Origin of the sequence: Enterococcus sp. DIV2402, from assembly GCF_017426705.2 — a bacterium.
GTDB classification, from domain to species: domain Bacteria; phylum Bacillota; class Bacilli; order Lactobacillales; family Enterococcaceae; genus Enterococcus_F; species Enterococcus_F lowellii.
Map to the genome: position 1 here is coordinate 2,634,810 of NZ_CP147251.1, position 15,292 is coordinate 2,650,101.

Genomic DNA, 15,292 nt, shown 5'->3' on the forward strand with positions numbered 1-15,292 from the left:
TTCAAGAAATATATTCAGCAAGTTGACGCATGTAGGCTACATCTGCTTCTGATAACTGAATTGCCATTGCTTTGCTGTTTTCGTCAAGCTCCTCTGGTGTTGTAGAGCCACTCAATACATTTAGATTTTCACCTTGTGCCAAAATCCATGCAATGCCTAGATTGGCAATACTACATTCATATTTTTCACATAATGGCTTCCATTTTTCCAACATGTCTACAACATTTGCAAGATTTTGTGGTTCAAACCATTTCTTACCATAGCGGGCAGTTCCTTTAGGCGCTACATAATCTTTATCGATTGTTCCTGTTAAAATTCCCATCTCCAATGGCGAATATGCCTGCAGCGTAATCCCGTGTTCATGGCATAGAGGTAACAATTCTTCTTCCACTTGACGATCAAGAATACTATATTTCGCTTGAACGATATCCAGTTGTCCATGCTTCAAATATTCTTTTACCTCCGCTACGCTAACATTAGCAGCCCCGATTGCACCAATCTTCCCTTCTGCTTTTAACTCAGATAAAACTTCCATTGTTTCAGAAATTGGTGTGAAATGAGGCTCTACTGACTGCCAGTGAGACATGTACACATCAATGTAGTCTGTCTGTAGTCTTTCAAAGCTAGATTCGATTTCTAAACGAATAGATTTTTTAGAAAGGTTCTTGTACAGACTTCTTTCCCCGACTTTATTAAAGAAGCTTCCTTCTCTTTCCCAGGTAATCCCAAATTTGGTAATAATTACATATTCATCACGACGATTTTTAATTGCTTCTCCGACGATTTTTTCACTGTTTCCGAAATTATATGCGGGCGCAGTATCTAAGAAATTGATTCCTAAATCCAACGCATGCTGAATTGTTTTGATTGAGGCATCCTCATTGTCTTGATTTTCAAATGCCGGTCCGCCTCCAATTGCCCATGTTCCTAAACCAATACGTGATACTTCTACATCTGAACTTCCCAATTTCATTTTCTTACTCAATAGATTCTCCACCTTTATTTTTGTATTTTTTAATCATGCGTTCGACTTGTTCTCTGCTTTTAACACCAGCGGTTGCGCCCAACGATTCAATTGAGACTGCTGCTACAGCATTACCAAAATAAGCACATTCTTCAAAAGACTTTTCATTTAATAATTCTGCGATAAATCCTGAAGCAAAATTGTCTCCAGCTCCGATTGTATCTATTTTTACAGAAGGATCTTTTTTAAAGGCTGGCACAATTTTTGCTATTTCTTTATTCTTGATATAACAGCCTTCTTTCCCAATCTTGACAATGACATTCTTAACTCCCATAGCTAGAAAAGTATCAGCGATTTTATCAGTGTCATACTCATTTGTAATTTCTGCAGCTTCTTCATAATTAGGAAAGAAATAGTCTACATAACTTAGAGCTTCTGCGATATCATTCAATGTTTCACCTAAACGGCTTTTTACCATGTCCGCACAGATAATCATATTTTCCGCTTTTGCTTTTTTAAAAATAGTGACTAGTGTCTCGTTGTCTAGCAGCGGATTATTAAAAATACTTGCTAAAGATAAAATTTTTGCATCACTGATGTTTTCCAAATTAATGTGCTCTAAACCCATTTTCCACAAGCTGCCGTTTCTATTTGTAACAAAAGTGCGTTCTCCATCTTCTCGTACCATTCCAATGTTCAATGATGTCGTTAAACGATCATCTACTTTTAAATCATCAGTGATGATTCCATTTCTCTCAGCAAAGTCCTGAATATACATTCCTGGACCATCATTCCCAATTGCACTCATCAAGGAAACTTTATTTCCTAGACGAGTAATAATGGTTGCTTCGTTGATCGCATCACCACCAATCGTCATTGATATATCATCTAGTGGATAAGAGACATTTTCAAAAATGAACGCTCCTACCGGATACAATGGAATATCAACAATCGCTGCTCCCACACAAATCACATCAACTTTTACCATTCAAAACCACTCTTTCTTTAATTCATATCTTTTGATACCCGAATAACTCCTTTGATCAACTCTTGTTTATTATTTACTGAAAACTCAAATGCTTCTTGTGTATTTTCATATTCAAAATAGCGGTCAGCTATATTTTCTACATCGAAAACACCTTTAGAAATCATGCTGATTGTTTTAGGATAATCATTCGCATAACGGAAAACCGTTTGGATCGTTACTTCACGATTGATTTTGAGAAAGTCCACTGGCGTTTCACCTGGAATCGTTCCAACAATAAGAATTTTCCCTCTACGTTTTACTAGCTGCAAGGCCATTTTTGCTGTGGCGATTGCTCCAGCAGTTTCAAATACCACATCTGCCCCGTATTCTCCTACAATTGCTTTTGTACTTTCAATCACTGAAGGTTCCCTTCCGTCAAAAATGGCCGTTGCACCTAATTTTTCAGACATTTGTAATCGATTTTCTAATACATCTATCACTACTATTTCCGCAGCTCCCATTAGTTTAGCTGCCTGAACAGTCATTAAACCAATACAGCCTGATCCCAAAATAACTACTTTCTTACCTAACAATTCTCCAGCCATCTCTGCAGCATGGACACCAACAGCTGCTGGTTCAACTAAAGCACCTTCAATCAAACTCATACTATCCGGCAAAGCAAATGTCATATCTTCCGGATGGGCTAAATAATTAGTTAGCGCTCCTTTATAGTTAGGCTGAGTTGCCATAAAATCAACATCTGGACAGACATTATAATGCCCTTCTAAACAAAATTCACATTTATAACAAGGAATTCCCGGTTCTATACATACTCGGTCACCGACTTTGAATTTTGTCACTTTATCGCCTACCGCTTCAACGATACCTGCGATTTCGTGCCCCAATCCTATTGTTTGGTTTGGATCTTTTGGTGGAATATAGGGACCGTATTGAAAGCCGTGTACATCTGATCCGCAAATACCTACGTATCCAACTTTGATTAATACTTCATTAGATTTCGGAATTGGAACTTCCGCATCTTTGATTACCATTTTTCCCGGTCGTTCTAAAATTGCTACTGTGTTTTGCATTGATAATTCTCCTTTATAAAAAATTTTTAATTAACTTCCTCGATTAAATCATTTTCAAAACTATCTATACTGTTCTCTCTTTCAATTGCAATTTCTTCTACTGATTTACCCCTTGTCTCAATTCCAAAAACTGAAAGAACTAATGCACACAAGCTCAAGAGTATTCCCAGAACAAGAAAGACTGCTGTTACACCAAAATCTGTTAAAAGCCATGCAATGAGATATGGCATACATATTGCCACAATTCGACCAATTGCGTTTGAAATTCCTGACCCACGCATTTTTGTCTCTGTTGGCCATAATTCCGGAGCATAAACTGCTGAGGAAAAACTGTTGTAAATATACAATATGAAAATTAAAATACCGCCTATTAAAACGATTCGCCATTCTGTTCGTTGTAATGAATAGATATAACCTAAAACTGAAAGTAACAATATCAAGACAACTCCCAACCATTTTCTTGGAAATTTATCGATAATCAAAGAAGAAACAAATACTCCCAGTGGAGCACCGATCATCATGATTGTCGTCATCAGCAATGACTTAGAAATATCAATGCCGCTCTGGACAAAAATCGTTGGTAACCAAACAGTGATGGTATATAATGAGATGTTCATTGCAATCAGAACGGTTGCAGAAACAAGTGTCCTTCGACCTAAATCTCCTTTGAAGAAAAGACGAAAAGGTATTTTTTTAATTTCATTTTCTTTTTTAGGACATCGAGCTTGCTGTTCAAAAACAATTTGAGTATCTTGTTCTTTTTCAATGTTTTGAATTGCATTTCTTAATATTTCCTGACTTTTCTTCAGCTCACCTTTTTGTGCATACCATCTAGGTGATTCTATTAAATATTTACTAACTAAATACAACATTGTAAACGATGCCAAAGAACTAATCAGAAATATCATTCGCCAACCAAAGTTAGGAATAATCAAATAGCTGATCAATGTTGCAAGTAAGGGAGAAAAATTTCCTAACAAAGACATTCTTGCAGACCAAGTCCCTCGAACTTTCGCTGGAATAAATTCAGTGAAAGACGCATAACCGATTACGATTCCTGCCCCCATCCCTAATCCCATTGCAGCTCGACAAAAAATCAAGAAATAGATATTAAATGCTAGACTTGATAAAAGAGAAAAAATAGCGAAGGTCAACAAACTTATTTGATAAGCCTTTTTTCTACCAATATTATCTCCTAGCATGCCACCAATGATTGATCCACCAAAGAAACCTACCATCATCCCTGAAGAGAAAAGAGCATTATAGAAATTATTTGACCATCCTTTGTTTACTAAATCAGCCAGAATCGTATTGCCAGAAGAATTTAAAAATCCATTGACTTGTAATCCAAAACCAATCAATAAGAAAATTTTCCAATGCCATCTAGATATAGGCAGCTGATCTAGTTTTTCTCCAATTTCTTTTTCGTTCACATGATCCCTCCTTTTTGTTTCCGCTTTCACTTCACAGAATTATATTACTTCAAAACAAACATCATGTCAACGTTTTCAACAATTTTTCTTTAAAACAAAGAAAAATTGTTGTGTTATATTAACTTTAAGCTCTTGATAAGCGTAGAAATGAAGTGAATAATCACTTATTTATTCTGACCTTAGATAGTTAATTAATGTATCTATAGAAACAAAAAAACTGTTTAAAAATTGCAATAAGCAATTTTTAAACAGTTTTTTCGTCAACAACTTCAATAATAAATATGAATACCTTTATTCTTCAAAAAATCAAGCCATTCTTTACTCGGCTTTTGATCCGTTATAATATACGAGACGTTTGAAAAATCAGATAAATGTATGAACGCTTTTTTTCCAAATTTAGAATGATCAACAAGTAGCACGACTTCATTTGCTTGCTCAATCATTTTTCTTTTTATTCTACACTCAATTTCATTCGTATCGGTTACACCTGCATGGAAATCAATTCCTTTACAGCTAAGAACTGCCAAATCAACATTATAAACACTCGTTGCATATTCCGTTAGATCACCTTGTAAAGACAATGTTCTTTTATTCAAAGTCCCTCCGGTAGACAAGATATTCACATCTGATACGATCAATTCTTTCAATGCTTCTGAAGAATTAGTAACTATCGTCAGATCATCTCGATTTTTTAATAATTTTAACGTTTCAATTACGGTCGAACTAGCATCTGCAAAAATAGTATGTGCAGACTGTAGAACTTCTTGAGCTGTAATTGCAATCACCTGTTTTTGCTGTAAATTATGTTCTGCTCTTTTATAAAAAGGAACATTCGACACTATTTCTTCAGCATTTAAAACAGCTCCACCATATGTTCTTGTCAAAAAACCTTCTGCTTCCAACTTATCAAGATCTCGTCGAATTGTTTCTTCTGTTACCGAGAATTTTTTGCTCAAATCAGATACAACTACTTTTTTTTCATTCAGCAATAATTGTTTGATCAGCAGCACCCTATCTTTTCCTGCCATTTATTTCACTCCTTTTATATTCTACATTCTAGCATATCAAAGATAAGATCAGGAAATAAAAAAGCTTGAAAACCAATTTTTTTCTTTTTTTATAACGAAAAACACAGAAAAAATCTGTAGTTTTAACGGAAAAACTACAGATTATATATTTACATATTATAGATGTGCTTTATTATCCGTACCAAACAGTTTGATTTTTTCAATTGCACGTTGTTTGACGGCTTTTCTTACAGCTCGCTCTAATTCTAAGAATGAACTGTCTGTATGCTCTCGTACAGCATCCATTCCAGCCAAACATAACTCAGTATGAATATTAATTTTAGATACTCCCATAGAAATGGCTTTCTTGATATCCTCTTCACCAATACCAGATGCTCCATGTAGTACAATTGGGATAGCTACTGCTTTTCGTACTTTTTCCAATACATCAAAAGCAATTTTAGGTTCCGAAGTATATTCACCGTGGATATTTCCAATCGCTACAGCTAGAGAATCACAACCTGTTCTCTCAACAAATTCTGCTGCCTGATTTGGATCAGTATATTTATAGCCAGCTAATGCTTCTTCATAAATCGTTTCATTTCCTAAATGACCCAATTCTGCTTCTACAGGTACACCTAATGGATGAAAATAATCTACAACTTCTTTAGTTAAACGAACATTCTCTTCAAATGGAAATGATGAAGCATCACGCATGATTGAGTTCATTCCATGATTATAGGCATTTTGAACAATTTCCATACTACGACCATGATCCCAATGGGTAATAACTGGTACAGTCGCATTCTTTGCCATTGACACCATCATATGTGAGAACTCCTCAAAGATAGTATTTCCTGTAAAACCTGTTCCAAATGAAATAATGATTGGCGCTTTTGTTTCTTCAGCTGCGTCAATTACTCCCATTAACATTTCTGCATTCCATACATTGAAATGAGGAATCGCAAATCCATTTTCTTGTGCTGTTTCTTCCCAATATTTAATATTTGCTAACATATATTTCTCTCCTTACAAATTAAATTAATTTTAATACTTATTAGTCTTCATCATCAAAGTCATAATGGAAAATAACTTTAATTGCTTCTTTACTAGCCATCAAATCAAAACCTTTTTCCCATTCAGATAAACCCAATCGATGTGTAATCATTGGCTGAACACGTACTGCTCCTGATGCAAGTAGGCGGATAGCATTACGCCAAGTCTCTGAATCATAAGCCATATGTCCAATAATACTGATTGCCCATGTTGTAATATCGTTGATTGGATAATTAAATGGCTGGAAGCCCATTCCTACACGAACAACTTCACCATTCGGACGCAACATGTCGATTGCTTGTTTCAAGGCAATGTTTGCACCTGAACATTCTACAACCAGTCCTAAATTGTCTTTCCCACAAATTTCCTGGCAACGGGTAACTACATCTTCTTTAGAACCGTTGACTACGTGAGTAGCACCTAATTCTTTAGCCACAGCAAAACGTGTTTTTGTGTCTTCTTCCAACCCTACAACAACAATATTTACCGCGCCCATAATACGAGCGATCTGTACTGAGAACAATCCTAAAGGTCCAGTTCCCATCACAACTACATCTTGTCCTGGTAAAAGTTTAGAGCGTTGCGCAATCGCTTTGTACGCATTGCTAATCGGATCTAATACACAAGCGTCCTCATAGTCAAGATTTTCAGGAATTTCCCAAATCGCACTCTTATGAATGCGCAGAATTTCTCCTGGAATTACACAATACTTAGTAAAGCCGCCACCCCAGCGATTGTTGTCCAAACCTAAGTTAACTTTTTCTTTACAAGTTAGAAAATCACCTTTTTCACATGATGGACATTTACCACATACATGTCCTGAATTATCAGATACAATTCGCTGACCTACATGCCAGTCAGTTACTTTTGATCCAACTTTTACGATATCTCCAGCAAACTCATGTCCGCGAATAGAATTGAATTCATCAGATCCGTTTTCTACTCGAAAATGTTTCATATCAGCTCCACAAATAGCTGCAGCTCTGATTTCTACAAGAATGTCTTCTTCCCCAATTTCGGGAACTGGTACGTCAATCAGTCTGTATCCTCCAAATTCTTTACCATATCTAGCTAGTGCTTTCATTTTATCTCCTCCAAAATTATATTTTTATACTTTATTCAGCTGTTACTGTTTCTTCATCTTCAAGATCTACATTACCAATATCTTCAACAGAAGCACCCCGTGTTTCAACTCCAATGAGCACTATCACAACCGCTGTAACAATCGCAGTTATTCCCAATAAAGTAAACACTCCTGTTGCTCCAGATGTGTCCAGAAGATAAGCGACCGCATACGGAGATAAGATACCGCTTACACGTCCGACTGCATTGGCTAAGCCAGCACCTCTTAACTTTGCAGCTGTTGGCCAAATCTCAGGAACATAAACTGCTGAAGCATACATTACATACATATATACAAAAATCATTAAGAAAAATCCTAACATAGAAATCATTCTCATGCTTGTCTGCATTGAATACACATAGCCCAAAACAGCCATCGTAATCAATAAGAATGGACCAAAGATTTTACGCGGTAAACGGTCGATTAGAAAAATTCCAATAAAAATACCGATCGGTGCCCCAAACATACTCATCGTATTCAGTAACACAGAATCTTTTAGGTCGATCCCTTGACTTAAAAAGATAGTTGGAAGCCAGTTAATCAATGTGTACTGCACAACATTCATGGCTATCAATACGAAGGAACCTAAGATAACACGTTTCAACAATTCACCTTTAAACAGTTCCGAATATTTGATGACTACTTCTTTTTTCGATTGTTGACCTGCTGTAATTTCTACTGCTGGTAACGGTTTGCCTGTAGATTTCTCCACATTTTGTTCAATCTCTGACATCAATTTTTCCGCTTCTTCGTATCTGCCTTGTGATTCTAGCCAGCGGGGAGATTCTGGGAATTTTTTGAACACAAGTAGTAACAGAACGGTAGACAATGCAGCTGGTATCAAAAATTGAACTCTCCAATTCATATCTGCTGAAAGATATGGTGCAATGAATAATGCGATTGTTGAGCAAATAGGGTACGACCAATTTCCGATAAATGAAGCTCGTGCTGACCATGAACCACGAGTTTTACCAGGTACATACTCTGTGAAACCGGCAAATAGCGTAACTAGTAATGCACCCAAAGCAAATCCCATCACCACACGAACTACAATTAGAAAAGTTATATTTGGTGAAAGTGCAGCTATAACCATCGAAATAATATGGATAGCAACGAATAGCAAGTAACTATTTCTACGACCAATTCTATCTCCGATCATTCCACCTATCAATGCACCTAAAAACATTCCTGCAGTGGTCATAGAAGAAAAAATCGCACTAGTACTATTATTCGTCCAACCTATTTCAGCTAACTGCGCTAAAACCAAACCACCTATCGCATTACTCCAGCTAACTAATAGTCCCATCGCGACTATTCCAAATAATTGCCACTGTACTTTACTTGTAGGAAGCCGATCAATACGTGCTCCACAATTTGGCTTGACTGTTTTTTCCATTTCTTCCTCCAATTTATCAAGTTATTTTTTCACTAATTCTACTCATTTTACAAATAGACATACAATTACAGAAAGCGCTATCAAGAATTCGTTACTATCTATTGCAATTTGAATTTTACAACCTTTTTATATTGTTGTCAACACTTTATTTAAGAAACAAAGAAATAAACCTTTGTAAAAATGTTTAAAACAAAGATTTATCCGATTTATATATAGACAATTTCTATAAATCATGCACTGAAAAAAATAAAAAAACCACAGTATCTCTAAAAAGATTTCTGTAGTCTAAATGACTTATTAATTTATACATAGACCATTTTTTATAATTCCATGTAGGTCAGTTCCCGTAATTCAAACGAAGCCTCCAGACACATCAACTCAAATTTTTCCCAGTAATATTTCTTTTCTGCTAGATAGACCATGTGTTCCAAATGAAAATCAATGGCTGAATAACAACATAAACAATTTTCTCTTTTGACAATCAAAAAACGTTCATTATCAGAAGAGTACATTCTATCCTGGATTACTTACAGGAGAATCCGACTGAATTCTCCTGAACTTTTCTTTACAACCAACTTTCTTCTCGAAAGGAGGTATAAGAATCTTGTCCAACGATAATATGGTCTAACAAATCAATTACCATGAGTTCACAACATTGCTTCAAGCGATTGGTAAATAATCGATCATTCTCACTCGGCAAAAAATAAACAAAAGATGCTTGCGACTTACTTTGCCCTTGCTTATTTTTGAAGATTCTTGTGAGAAATAAAGGATAGACCTTGCTGTAAACTTTGCCTTTTTTCGCAGCTATCGATTGTTCGAGGTGATAAAAATGGCGCACAAAACAAAAAAATGAACAATGAAACAATCGTGCAACGATTGTCCTACATACTTGCATCCTGAGAAGTTAAGTGTATGCTTTAAAGGACATCCTTTTTGTCTTTTTATGGTACTTCCATAAAATTTAATTCTTCTCTATGTCCGACTTTGCGGACGAAAATAGCAAACCAAGGCAACGATGACTAGCAAATGAAAGAAGTCACCAAATCGTTGAATGGATCACAAAAAAGAGATTGTACTTGAGGAATGGGCGACTGCACCGTCTCCGAATCCTCTTCTTTGTTCCATCTATTTTGTAGCAAATAAAAAAGAAGAACCCTTATATATCATCGAATTCTCCTTAAAATCATGGTATAATTTAAGTGGCAGTAGAGTTTGTGACGGTGGCTAATCTTATTCGAAAGGTGGTGGTGCTTATGAAAATAAGTGCTAAAATCTTTAGAGAGGAGACGCCTTTTTGTCAGTCGCTGAAGCGTTAGGGCTAATGATTGCGTTCGGTTCTTTTACCGCAACGATTATCTTTGGTATCCTATCCGCAGTAAAAGACGACAAAAAAAAGAAATAACCGTCTGACTTTAGCAGGTATGACGATTATTTCTATAAGTAATTAAAACCTGTCACCGTCTTAAACGGTGCTGCTGGAAGGGTTGTTGACGCAACTCTTCCTTACATAAAAAATTATACCATGGAATACCTATAATTTCAATTTAGAGAAATAGCTATCTTTCTGTTTAGATGGCTATTTCTCTTTTTATGGGTTAATCTTTTTCAAAATTTACTTTAGCAATTTTCAATAGTTGTCTGATAAATTCCTCACTGACTGTTTCAACGTATCGATACTTTCGAGCATTGAAATCAATCGTTACTAATCTGGTCTAATAAAACTTTTCCAGTGGTCTCTGTGTCTTTTAACGGAACATATAATGGATAGTTTCGTTTGGTGTTACTGATTGGCGCAAAAATCGCTACATTGGAGAACTTAATGACTCCTTTATAACTTAAACAAATATACAAATCACATCTTTCCAACTTTTTTGAAAGAAAATATTAAGAACTTATCTTGCACTGGTAAAATAACACCATGATCCGTAAATTGCATATAAAAACCATGTAATGAAATCAGTTCAATTTCTAATTCAGTCTTCTCTGTTGGTGAAAATTTCCCATTCTTCAAAAACGCACCAATTTCAATGCGCGTAAAACAATCAAATCACAAAAGACCAAAGCTGGCGAACGATTTGTAACAGTGAACAGACACTTAATGGATGATTTATTGGAATGGAGACATCCCCAATACAATTGGTTATCTAAATATCAAATCATTACTTCTGAAACACAAGGAAAAATACAAATCTTTCAAAAGGATAATAAATTGTTGCTTAAAGACAATGTGCGTAAAAAGTATGATGCAATTTTTAGAAGAGATACTTCTCTCACTAAAATATTTACAACACTCTCATGTCGCACTATTAATCAATAATGGCGAAGATCCATATATGATTAAAGAGTGAATCGGACACGCATCTATACAAATAATTTATGATTTATATGGTCACCTTTATACTAGTAAGCAGATATCAACAGCAGATAAATTAGATAGCATGTATTAAAAATTGGAATTTCTTGGCAAACTTAAAATAACAATAAAAAGAAGAAAAAATGCTTCATTAGCAGCAATGAGGAAAATAAAATAACACGTCTTGCTTCGGAAACGTAAATTTTTGGCATATCATAAAAAAATACATTCGTTTAAATTTAGCTTGTTACTTTTATCAAAAAAATTATTTATTAATAACACTTGAATGATTGAAGTTATTAAACTCAAACTGACAATATTAAACTTATTCTTCAACAATTACCTCTATTCTATTTTCTTTTCACAACATACGAATATCTTTTAAAATTGTAACGAATTTACACTCGTTATATTTTCTACTATACTCAACTAAAATAAAAAAGAAGAAAATTATAAGAGCTACAGCAGCATAAGCTAAAATATCAATTCTATTAGAGTACAGAACGTCCTCTCTTAGAAAAACCCAAGCCAGTACCACTCCTAAACCAGTTAGCATAAATTTAATCAACCTAACCATATGATCAATAAATTTATGATGAACACTAAGAACTCGTATCAATATTATTTGGTTTATCTAAATACATTGTTGAAATTCTTTACGAAAGAATTGTTGCCTTTGTTTCATTGGAGGCTGGTGATTCTTTTGTCAAAATAAAACGAGTTCCTATAAACACCGAATTTCCCAGTGCAGTTGCTACTTTCACGCCACGAGCATCGTTTATCCCTCCAACAGCTAGAATAGGTATATTTAATAACTCCGCCATTGTTGGTAAAACAGTAAATGTTCCATATCCTCTAGCAGGAATAATCCCACCTTCAACATAACCCTTGCAGCCATATCTGCTCCTAATCTTTCTGCTTTTATCATGTTTTCAATTGTTGGTGTCAATGACCGATGGATGATAATACCGTCATGCTTTTTATTTCATTTCGTTAGACAAACAAAAGTATTATATTATCATTACTGTTCTTCCATCGGTTTAGCAGTCGCCCTCCGATAGTTTGCCATTCTAGAAGTTTCAATAGTATGTTTCATATTCTTTTCGAAATTTTTTGCAAAGATAGCAGAATATAAAATATCGAGAAGATGCAAAATAGAAGTATTAGTGGAATACTGCCCAATTTTAGAATATAATTTTTCTCTTGTAGCCATATGCAGAATAACATCTGCATTTTTAGTTAATAAATTTTCAGTGAGGCTAGTTATTGCAATAATAGGGATTTTCCTAGATTGAAGAGTTTGCATAATTTCATCCATTTTTTTACTACTTCCACTATAGGAAATGACTAATGCAATCGCTCCTTCTCTCGTGTTTAATGCATCATAGATATGTTCTCCTTCAAGAGAACTTAGTGAAACTGATTTTTGTATGCGATTCATTTTAAACTGGAATTCTTTTGCTAATAAAATATTGACATTACTTGCAAAGATTTTTATTTCATTGGCATTATGTAACATTTCAACAGCAGAATACAGCGTTTGGTAAGAAAGTAAATCAATTGTATCTTCTAAAGCTTCTTTTTTTATTTCTGTAATTTTATTAGCAATACTAAGAATGGAATCCGTATTATCAAACGGAATATTTAAGTCAATATTATTGGCCTGTCTATCAAAATAAGCCATTTCTTTTAAAAAATCCGTTTTAAATTCATTCTATCCTTTAAATCCCAACCTCTGAGCTACTCGAACAAACGTCGCAGGAGAAGTGTAACTCTTTTTTGACATTTGTTTTAATGTTAAATTATGCACATTATAACCTTGGGACAGAATATAATTCACTGCTTCTTTTTCAGAACTTGAAAAAGTGGTTTTTTCTATTAAATCGATAATTGACATATTTTTCTCCTTCTAATACTGAAACGCGATTTCAATAAAAATTTAATTAGGATAACAAAATTGGAAACGCTTTTCCAATTTGTTTAAAGAGGATTCTAATTGGCTATTAAAGAAAGTATACTTCACTTTGTAAACAAAACAATCTAGAAAGGAGTTTACAAAATGAATTATGAAAAATTAGCAACGGAAATATTAGCTAATGTTGGAGGAAGTCAAAACATTCTAAATGTTTGGCATTGTGCAACAAGATTACGTTTTAAATTAAAAGACGAAACACAAGCGGATACTAAAACAATTGAAAATCTAGAAGGTGTTGTCACTGTTGTACAAAGTGCTGGACAGGATCAAGTAGTCATTGGAAATTCTGTTTCAAAAGTCTATGATGCGATTACTTCGCTTCATTCAGAATTAGGTGAATCTGACAGTAAGAAAACTCAGGCAGACGAAAAACAATCCCTGATTAATCGCCTACTTGCTTTTGTTTCGAGTGTTTTTACTCCTTTTTTAGGCGCGTTAGCTGCATCTGGTATTTTAAAAGGTCTATTGGTTTTAACAACCACCTTAAATATTTTTTCTGAAAGTGACGGCGCCTATCAGGTTTGGAGTGCAGCATCAGATGCTATTTTTTATTTCTTACCTTTGTTTATTGGCTTTACCGCAGCGAAGCAATTAAAAGTGAATCAATTTGTTGCTGTCACCATTGCAGGTGCGTTGGTTTATCCGAACCTAGTTTCACTTTTAGCTGAAACTGGCGGAATTGACTTTTTTGGATTACCGATTCAAGCAGCCACCTATTCGGACTCAGTAATCCCGATTTTATTAGCTATTTGGTTACTCTCTTATATTGAACCAGTATTTGACAAAATATTTCCAGAATCAGTTAGAAATATTTTTACACCGCTACTATCTATTATGATTATGGTTCCTTTGACCCTATTGGTTGTTGGTCCTATTGGAAATATCGTTAGTACGATTTTAGCATCTATTTTAGCTTCATTATACAATTTTTCTCCTACAATTGCTGGCTTTATTCTTGGTGGTATCCATCAAGTCATTGTTATTTTTGGTGTGCATTGGGCGCTAATCACTTTAATGATTAATAATATTTCAGAATATGGACAGGATCCTTGGCTACCAATTGTTTGTATTGCTGTATTCGCACAAGCTGGTTCTGCACTAGGTGTTTTCTTAAAGACAAAAAATAAAAAAATGAAGTCCCTTTCAGGTTCTGCCTTTGTGACTGCCATTTTCAGTATTACTGAACCAGCTATTTATGGGGTTAACTTGAAGCTAAAAAAACCAATGTATTTTGCTCTAGCTTCCAGTGCTATTGGTGGCGCAATTGCTGGTTTTGGCGAAGTAAAAGCTTCCACATTTACTTTCCCAGGAATTTTAGCTATTCCAACATATTTAGGTGAAGGATTTATCTTTGAAATTGTTGGTTTATTGACTGCGATTTGTCTAGCAGCAGGATTAACTTATTTTTTTGGCGGCGTAAATAATACTCCTGAAAATGCAGATGATTTAAAAGCGAAAGACGATGAGACTAATAGAGATGATTTTAAAGTACTACCTATTAAAGGAAAAACGATTCACTTATCAGAAGTAAATGATGAAGTATTCGCATCGGGTGTTATGGGTAAAGGCTTAGCTATCATACCAGAAGAGAATATTGTTCGTTCACCTATCCAGGGTACAATAACAACTATTTTTGAAACCAAACATGCAATTGGCTTAACCAATAAAAAGGGTGTCGAGGTATTGATTCATATTGGAATAGATACTGTCAATTTAAAAGGGCAATATTTTGACGTACTAGTTAAAGAAGGCGAGCAAGTTGCTTTAGGTCAAGAACTAGTGCAATGTGATTTTACTAAAATTAAAGAAGCGGGCTATGATCCGACAGTGATGATGGTTATTACAAATAGTACGGATTTTCCCAATTTATCAATAAATTTTGAAGACGAAAAACTAGTAACTTTTTAACTTAAAGTAAAGGAGA

14 protein-coding genes and 1 pseudogene are annotated in these 15,292 nt (G+C 34.8%); 2 read left to right on the forward strand and 13 right to left on the reverse strand.

Going from position 1 to position 15,292, the window contains the following annotated elements:
• Nucleotide 1 precedes the first annotated feature (1 nt).
• From DOK78_RS12835 to DOK78_RS15810, 9 genes are all read right to left on the reverse strand, one after another.
• Nucleotides 2–985, reverse strand: a complete 984-nt coding sequence (locus tag DOK78_RS12835; RefSeq protein ID WP_279381631.1) for an aldo/keto reductase — start codon at nucleotides 983–985, stop codon at nucleotides 2–4.
• Nucleotides 978–1,952 carry a carbohydrate kinase family protein gene (locus DOK78_RS12840; RefSeq protein ID WP_207871889.1) on the reverse strand — a complete coding sequence of 325 codons (975 nt, stop codon included), beginning with the start codon at nucleotides 1,950–1,952 and terminating at the stop codon, nucleotides 978–980. The genes DOK78_RS12835 and DOK78_RS12840 overlap by 8 nt, the downstream gene beginning before the upstream one ends.
• A gap of 17 nt (nucleotides 1,953–1,969) precedes the next feature.
• The gene (locus DOK78_RS12845; RefSeq protein ID WP_207871888.1) at nucleotides 1,970–3,022 is read right to left on the reverse strand and encodes an NAD(P)-dependent alcohol dehydrogenase; all 1,053 of its coding nucleotides are present in this window, start codon (nucleotides 3,020–3,022) and stop codon (nucleotides 1,970–1,972) included.
• A gap of 26 nt (nucleotides 3,023–3,048) precedes the next feature.
• Nucleotides 3,049–4,455, reverse strand: a complete 1,407-nt coding sequence (locus tag DOK78_RS12850) for an MFS transporter (protein ID WP_207871887.1) — start codon at nucleotides 4,453–4,455, stop codon at nucleotides 3,049–3,051.
• Between the two features lie 269 nt (nucleotides 4,456–4,724).
• Nucleotides 4,725–5,483, reverse strand: coding sequence for a DeoR/GlpR family DNA-binding transcription regulator (locus DOK78_RS12855; protein WP_207871886.1), 759 nt, complete (start codon nucleotides 5,481–5,483; stop codon nucleotides 4,725–4,727).
• Nucleotides 5,484–5,639: 156 nt separating this feature from the next.
• Nucleotides 5,640–6,479 carry a class II fructose-bisphosphate aldolase gene (locus DOK78_RS12860; RefSeq protein ID WP_207871885.1) on the reverse strand — a complete coding sequence of 280 codons (840 nt, stop codon included), beginning with the start codon at nucleotides 6,477–6,479 and terminating at the stop codon, nucleotides 5,640–5,642.
• Nucleotides 6,480–6,519: 40 nt separating this feature from the next.
• A complete protein-coding gene (locus DOK78_RS12865) occupies nucleotides 6,520–7,602 on the reverse strand; it encodes a zinc-binding dehydrogenase (RefSeq protein WP_207871884.1) in 1,083 nt (360 codons plus the stop codon).
• A 31-nt stretch (nucleotides 7,603–7,633) separates the two neighbouring features.
• On the reverse strand, nucleotides 7,634–9,037 hold the full coding sequence (locus DOK78_RS12870; RefSeq protein WP_207871883.1) for an MFS transporter: 1,404 nt from the start codon (nucleotides 9,035–9,037) through the stop codon (nucleotides 7,634–7,636).
• A gap of 565 nt (nucleotides 9,038–9,602) precedes the next feature.
• Nucleotides 9,603–9,935, reverse strand: coding sequence for a JAB domain-containing protein (locus DOK78_RS15810; RefSeq protein WP_207871882.1), 333 nt, complete (start codon nucleotides 9,933–9,935; stop codon nucleotides 9,603–9,605).
• A 399-nt stretch (nucleotides 9,936–10,334) separates the two neighbouring features.
• On the opposite strand from DOK78_RS15810, the gene DOK78_RS12880 reads away from it, so the two are divergent.
• Nucleotides 10,335–10,442: a putative holin-like toxin gene (locus DOK78_RS12880; protein ID WP_243430387.1), complete on the forward strand. Its 108-nt coding sequence runs from the start codon at nucleotides 10,335–10,337 to the stop codon at nucleotides 10,440–10,442.
• A 193-nt stretch (nucleotides 10,443–10,635) separates the two neighbouring features.
• Here the strand turns inward: DOK78_RS12880 and DOK78_RS12885 are convergent.
• The 4 genes and pseudogenes from DOK78_RS12885 to DOK78_RS12895 all read right to left on the reverse strand — a co-directional run.
• A pseudogene (locus DOK78_RS12885) lies at nucleotides 10,636–10,888 on the reverse strand (type II toxin-antitoxin system PemK/MazF family toxin); the annotation flags it as partial.
• Nucleotides 10,889–12,049: 1,161 nt separating this feature from the next.
• Nucleotides 12,050–12,304, reverse strand: coding sequence for a nitronate monooxygenase (locus tag DOK78_RS15815; protein ID WP_207940624.1), 255 nt, complete (start codon nucleotides 12,302–12,304; stop codon nucleotides 12,050–12,052).
• 110 nt (nucleotides 12,305–12,414) lie between these two features.
• The gene (locus DOK78_RS12890) at nucleotides 12,415–13,077 is read right to left on the reverse strand and encodes a MurR/RpiR family transcriptional regulator (protein WP_243430393.1); all 663 of its coding nucleotides are present in this window, start codon (nucleotides 13,075–13,077) and stop codon (nucleotides 12,415–12,417) included.
• Nucleotides 13,078–13,107: 30 nt separating this feature from the next.
• Entirely contained in the window at nucleotides 13,108–13,290 is a 183-nt protein-coding gene (locus tag DOK78_RS12895; protein ID WP_243430392.1) for a hypothetical protein, read from the reverse strand.
• A gap of 162 nt (nucleotides 13,291–13,452) precedes the next feature.
• Between DOK78_RS12895 and DOK78_RS12900 the strand changes: the two genes are divergently transcribed.
• Nucleotides 13,453–15,276 carry a beta-glucoside-specific PTS transporter subunit IIABC gene (locus DOK78_RS12900; RefSeq protein ID WP_207871881.1) on the forward strand — a complete coding sequence of 608 codons (1,824 nt, stop codon included), beginning with the start codon at nucleotides 13,453–13,455 and terminating at the stop codon, nucleotides 15,274–15,276.
• Nucleotides 15,277–15,292: the final 16 nt, after the last annotated feature.

What these genes read in the sequence shown, in the direction of transcription:
- DOK78_RS12840 (WP_207871889.1), bottom strand. Translation starts at nt 1,952, where the DNA reads ATGGTAAAAGTTGATGTGATTTGTGTGGGAGCAGCGATTGTTGATATT.
- DOK78_RS12845 (WP_207871888.1), bottom strand. Translation starts at nt 3,022, where the DNA reads ATGCAAAACACAGTAGCAATTTTAGAACGACCGGGAAAAATGGTAATC.
- DOK78_RS15810 (WP_207871882.1), bottom strand. Translation starts at nt 9,935, where the DNA reads ATGCAAGTATGTAGGACAATCGTTGCACGATTGTTTCATTGTTCATTT.
- DOK78_RS12860 (WP_207871885.1), bottom strand. Translation starts at nt 6,479, where the DNA reads ATGTTAGCAAATATTAAATATTGGGAAGAAACAGCACAAGAAAATGGA.
- DOK78_RS12870 (WP_207871883.1), bottom strand. Translation starts at nt 9,037, where the DNA reads ATGGAAAAAACAGTCAAGCCAAATTGTGGAGCACGTATTGATCGGCTT.
- DOK78_RS12855 (WP_207871886.1), bottom strand. Translation starts at nt 5,483, where the DNA reads ATGGCAGGAAAAGATAGGGTGCTGCTGATCAAACAATTATTGCTGAAT.
- DOK78_RS12865 (WP_207871884.1), bottom strand. Translation starts at nt 7,602, where the DNA reads ATGAAAGCACTAGCTAGATATGGTAAAGAATTTGGAGGATACAGACTG.
- DOK78_RS12890 (WP_243430393.1), bottom strand. Translation starts at nt 13,077, where the DNA reads ATGGCTTATTTTGATAGACAGGCCAATAATATTGACTTAAATATTCCG.
- DOK78_RS12900 (WP_207871881.1), top strand. Translation starts at nt 13,453, where the DNA reads ATGAATTATGAAAAATTAGCAACGGAAATATTAGCTAATGTTGGAGGA.
- DOK78_RS12895 (WP_243430392.1), bottom strand. Translation starts at nt 13,290, where the DNA reads ATGTCAATTATCGATTTAATAGAAAAAACCACTTTTTCAAGTTCTGAA.